Origin of the sequence: Sinomonas gamaensis, assembly GCF_005876955.1 — a bacterium.
Classification (GTDB): domain Bacteria; phylum Actinomycetota; class Actinomycetes; order Actinomycetales; family Micrococcaceae; genus Sinomonas; species Sinomonas gamaensis.
The window spans coordinates 1-3,576 of record NZ_SSCL01000010.1 but is presented as its reverse complement, the minus strand read 5'-3'; the positions used below and the strand labels follow the sequence as shown (position 1 = coordinate 3,576).

Annotated in this window: 6 protein-coding genes and 1 pseudogene; 1 reads left to right on the top strand and 6 read right to left on the bottom strand. The window is 65.1% G+C overall.

The window, feature by feature from the left end; all coding sequences use genetic code 11:
- Nucleotides 1-72 precede the first annotated feature (72 nt).
- Nucleotides 73-852, bottom strand: a complete 780-nt coding sequence (locus E5679_RS13570) for a 3-oxoacyl-ACP reductase (protein WP_138416748.1) — start codon at nt 850-852, stop codon at nt 73-75.
- Between the two features lie 38 nt (nt 853-890).
- Nucleotides 891-1,180, bottom strand: a pseudogene (locus E5679_RS21300) (aldehyde dehydrogenase family protein); the annotation flags it as partial.
- Between E5679_RS21300 and E5679_RS13560 the strand changes: the two are divergent.
- Complete coding sequence (locus E5679_RS13560; protein ID WP_171042382.1) at nt 1,176-1,868, top strand: ROK family protein; 693 nt, start codon at nt 1,176-1,178, stop codon at nt 1,866-1,868. The pseudogene E5679_RS21300 and the gene E5679_RS13560 overlap by 5 nt on opposite strands.
- Before the next feature lie 36 nt (nt 1,869-1,904).
- On the opposite strand, the gene E5679_RS20890 is transcribed toward E5679_RS13560, so the two are convergent.
- The 4 genes from E5679_RS20890 to E5679_RS13545 all read right to left on the bottom strand — a co-directional run.
- On the bottom strand, nt 1,905-2,069 hold the full coding sequence (locus tag E5679_RS20890; protein WP_171042384.1) for a hypothetical protein: 165 nt from the start codon (nt 2,067-2,069) through the stop codon (nt 1,905-1,907).
- 76 nt (nt 2,070-2,145) lie between these two features.
- Nucleotides 2,146-2,862: an SDR family oxidoreductase gene (locus tag E5679_RS13555; RefSeq protein WP_212746953.1), complete on the bottom strand. Its 717-nt coding sequence runs from the start codon at nt 2,860-2,862 to the stop codon at nt 2,146-2,148.
- A complete protein-coding gene (locus E5679_RS13550; RefSeq protein WP_138416744.1) occupies nt 2,862-3,050 on the bottom strand; it encodes a hypothetical protein in 189 nt (62 codons plus the stop codon). Before E5679_RS13550 ends, E5679_RS13555 begins: the two co-directional genes overlap by 1 nt.
- Before the next feature lie 31 nt (nt 3,051-3,081).
- Nucleotides 3,082-3,576 (bottom strand): beta/alpha barrel domain-containing protein (locus E5679_RS13545; protein WP_476712890.1); only part of this gene is annotated, 495 nt, incomplete at its 5' end.

Here is a 3,576-nt window from a genome sequence, read left to right as displayed (position 1 = left end):
GCCCGGTCGGGCCTCTCTCCCCGGGGGGGGGGGGCCCCCCCCCCCGCCCCCCCCCACCCCTCACTGTGCTGCTCAGAGGGGAGTGACGTACGCTCCGGAGATGCCGCCGTCGACCAAGAAGGTCGAGGCGGTGATGAAGGACGAGTCGTCACTCGCGAGGAACGCGACCGCGGCAGCTAGCTCCTCGGGCTCCGCGAACCGTCCAAGGGGAACGTGCACCAGACGGCGAGCCGCCTTCTCCGGATCCTTGGCGAACAGCTCCTTGAGAAGGGGGGTGTTGACGGGGCCCGGGCAGAGGGCGTTGACGCGGATCCCTTGACGCGCGAATTCCACCCCGAGCTCGCGGCTCATCGCCAGGACCCCGCCTTTGGAAGCCGAGTAGGAGATTTGAGATGTGGCAGCACCCATCACGGCGACGAAGGATGCGGTGTTGATAATGGAGCCCTTGCCCTGCTCCTGCATATAGGGCAGCACGGCCTTGCAGCAGTAGTAGACGCTGGTGAGGTTGACCTCCTGCACTTTTCGCCATGCGTCGATGCCAGTCTTGAGGATGGAATCGTCGTCAGCCGGGGAGATTCCAGCGTTATTGAAGGCAATATCGACCCTGCCGAACGCCTTCTTGGTCTCCGCGTAGACATTCTTGACTTCCTCTTCGCTGGTCACGTCGACCTTGACGAACAGTCCCTCGACTTCTGCTGCCGCCTCCTGACCGGATACGGGATCAATATCGGCGATCACTACATGGGCGCCCTCAGCAGCGAGGCGCTTGGCAGTGGCGAGGCCTATTCCGCTGGCGCCCCCGGTGATGACGGCGCTGCGGCCTTCGAGACGATGGGAAACAATGGTGGGCATGGCTGTTCTCATTCCTTTAGGTCGGTTTGTCTAGCTGACTAGGGGAGTGCGGGGGCAGCGAAGAAAACGTTCTTCGTCTCAGTGAAGGCGTCCAACGCATCGGGCCCGAGTTCACGGCCGAGCCCGGACTGCTTGAAGCCGCCGAACGGGGTGGAGTACCTCACCGACGAGTGCGAGTGACCGAGAGATTGCCGGAGTCGACGCCGCGGGCGAGCCTGATGGCTCGCTCCACGTTCGAGGTCCAGATCGAGCCGGAGAGCCCGTACTCGGTGTTGTTGGCAATGCGGATGGCGTCGGCCTCGTCGTCGAAGGGCACGACAGACATGACTGCAGGCGGGCCGCTACGCCAGGTCGTGGCGGCGATGCCGGGGCGCCTTTCCAACGGCTCTGCGGCGCAGGGGACACCAGAATCAGGGAAGACGTTCCTGGGACCGCTTTTCCAAGATGCCCTTGAGGCTCGAGTGGAGGCTCCCGTGCTGCTGGACAGCGATGCCAACGCATCCCAGCGGGGCATCCTGAAGGAGGACGCGCACATCGGCAACGCCGCCTTATTCGTGCTCAGTTCGGCGCTGAATTTCGCCAGCTGCACCGATCATGAGATCACTCAGGGGCGCACGCTGGCCTTCGGCGACCTTGGTGTCCTCTTTTCAGGCGTCGGCAACGAGACCCTCGACGGCCTGCTCAGCGGCAAGGGCCTGCTGCGGTTCGCCCAGACCAGAGGACTGGAACTCGAGCGCATCGAAGCCCTATGGTCCGAGCCGCTGGACGCACCCTCGCGCCCGGAAGTGGTGCAGGCGTTCGCGACGGCAATCGTCACAGCCGTCAGCGCCGTCGCGGTGACCCTGGACCCCGAGTCCGTGTACTTCGTCGGTCGCCTGAGCCCGCTCGCCGAAGAAGTCCTCCCCGAAGTTCGCAGCCGACTGGCGCATAGTCTGCCCAGTGTCCCGGCGATCAGGGTCGTGCCGCAGGTCATCGGACTGTCAGTGGCCCAAGGAGCCGCCCAAGGAACCAACTAGATCCCCGACCAATTGGACTGCTGGCGCTCACGCAGATCAACGGGTGAGTCTGCTGACGATCCCGGAGGAAATTCCCCCAGCTCCGATGGAGACAGAAGCCAGTGCGATCGCGAACGTCGACGGGCTGGGCGCGACGACGGCGAGGACGATGCCTATGCCAAGGATGGTCGTCATCGAGATCAGATAGAGGCGGAACGCCATTGTTTCCCCTGTCTTCAGGAGCCGCGCAAGGCCACCGACTTGGCCGCAGCTCACCCGAATCACGCCAGCACCGCGGTCACCACGGCAGGGGCGACCGCTCGTAGAAGAAGCCTCCCGTGGGGCCGTCCGGAGGCAGGGTGGCGAGCCAGGTGGGAGTGTCCGCGCCGGCCTCCACGGGCCTTGTCGCTTTCGGGCTCATGTCTGTGCGCGTGTAGCCGGGCGATGCCGCGTTGACCAGGATGCCTTCTTCGCGGACCTCCGCGGCGAGGACTACGGTGAGCATGTTGAGTGCCGCTTTTGAGATCCGATACGCGGGAGACTCCGCGTCACTCGTCAAGGCCAATGAGGCCATGTTGCTCGATACATTGACGATTCGACCGTACTTCGCTGCTCGCATATGGGGCAGGACGCTTCTGGCGCAGGCCCAGGCACCTAGGAGGTTGGTGTTGAGCGTTGTCAGTATTCTGTCGAAGTCGGGATCCGAAGGACGGTGATCGCCGCCGTCGAGGGCAATGCCGGCGTTGTTGATCAGCACATCGACTCGCCCGAAGGCTCCGACCGTGTCGGATACGGCCCGTTCGATTGATGCGTGGTCTGCGACGTCAAGTGCGACTGCCGAACTCGAGTGTCCAAGCTTCCGAAGGTCGCGGGCTGAACGTTCGCCCTTGGCCTCGCTCCTCGCTGCCAGAACGGTGTGGTACCCGCGGAGACCGAGCTGGCGGGCAATCTCGAGCCCAATGCCCCGATTGCCTCCCGTGATGAGTGCGACTCTGCCGTTGGGTCCAATATCCATCACCGGGCGTCCCATCCTGATTCTCTTGCTGCCAAGACGGTGACCCCCGGCTCGGCAAGGCACAGCATCTTCCGCCCCATCCCATCGTCCGGCCAAACCCACACGATCGAACCGTCGGCCATGGCCGCATCGATCGTGCCGGTGCCCTTCCTCAAGCCGGGCGCATCGAACAGCACTCGATCGCCCACCCGGTAGTCCCTCGTTTCCTCCCTCACAGGATTACCAGCCGCGTTGGGCGAGGCGGTGGGGCGCCGGGATCTCGTCGACGTTGATGCCGACCATGGCCTCGCCCAGGCCGCGGGAGACCTTGGCGATCATGTCCGGGTCGTCGAAGAACGTGGTGGCCTTCACGACGGCGGCCGCGCGCTGGGCCGGGTTGCCGGACTTGAAGATCCCGGACCCGACGAACACGCCGTCGGCGCCGAGCTGCATCATCATCGCCGCATCGGCCGGGGTCGCGATGCCGCCGGCGGTGAACAGCACCACGGGGAGCTTGCCGGTCTCGGCGATCTCCTTCACGAGCGCGAACGGGGCCTGGAGCTCCTTGGCCGCGACGTAGAGCTCGTCCTCGGCCATCGTGGTCAGGCGGCGGATCTCGGCGCGGATCTTGCGCATGTGCGTGGTGGCGTTTGAGACGTCACCGGTGCCGGCCTCGCCCTTGGAGCGGATCATCGCCGCGCCCTCGTTGATCCGGCGCAGCGCCTCGCCCAGGTT